Genomic DNA, 891 nt, shown 5'->3' on the forward strand with positions numbered 1-891 from the left:
GCTGCTTTTCTTGCTCTAGTAAATTCACTAGCTCGATGGTCGAGAAATAGCGAACACGAGCATCTCGATGCTCAATTGCTTGAATACCAATTGCGCTTGCAAGGTGAGTCTTACCAGTTCCTGGCCCTCCAACGAAAACAATGTTCTGTCCCGATTCTAGAAAATCACAAGTGTGCAATTTTCGAATGAGCGCCTCGTTCACTTCGCTCACGCTGAAGTCAAAACCACTCAAATCCCGATACGCCGGAAACTTCGCCACTTTCATCTGATAGGCTAGCGATCGAACCTCACGTTCCGCGATCTCAGCTTTGACCAGATCCGAAAGAACGGGCAAGGCGGCTTGAAATGCGGGGGAATTTTGCGCTGCCAGGTCAGACACCGCGTGTGCCATGCCTCGCAGTTTAAGAATACGAAACATCTCAAGTAAAGCTTCAGGCTGCGTCGACATGATCACCATCCTTTTTCCTCAGTGCATCATATCGACCGACGTCTGCGGCCGGTTCCACGTGCAGTTGTAATGCCTGCGGCGCGCTTATCTTCGGCGGAGGAGTGCCGTCCAATAGCCTACTGAGGACATTGAGAACAACCTGTTTTGATGGCGCACCACTTGCAAGAGATGCTTCAACTGCGGACAAAACCGCTTTTTCGTCATGAAACATAACGAGCGCCAAAATCTCGGCCATTTCGCGGTCCCCGCCGGGCCGCTTGAGTAAGATGGATTGCATGTCTTTAAATGCAGCCGGAAGCTCAGAAAACGGTGCGCCGTTGCGTAAAGCACCTGGTTTTCGCTGCAAAACAGCTAAGTAATGGCGCCATGTTGATTTGCTCGCAGAATTGACCCTCGCCATCTGACCCACTTTCCACTGCCTTCCGAAGGCAGCTACGCGGTCA

Annotated in this window: 1 protein-coding gene and 1 pseudogene; both read right to left on the reverse strand. The window is 51.4% G+C overall.

Annotated elements, in window-relative coordinates; genetic code table 11:
- Positions 1–448: ATP-binding protein (locus tag HWE04_RS24155; RefSeq protein ID WP_241813919.1), on the reverse strand; the 448-nt coding region annotated here is incomplete at its 3' end.
- Positions 432–891, reverse strand: a pseudogene (locus HWE04_RS24160) (hypothetical protein); the annotation flags it as partial. The pseudogene HWE04_RS24160 and the gene HWE04_RS24155, both read right to left, overlap by 17 nt.

It is taken from the genome of Herbaspirillum sp. C7C2 (assembly GCF_022627865.1).
Classification (GTDB): Bacteria; Pseudomonadota; Gammaproteobacteria; order Burkholderiales; family Burkholderiaceae_D; genus Herbaspirillum; species Herbaspirillum frisingense.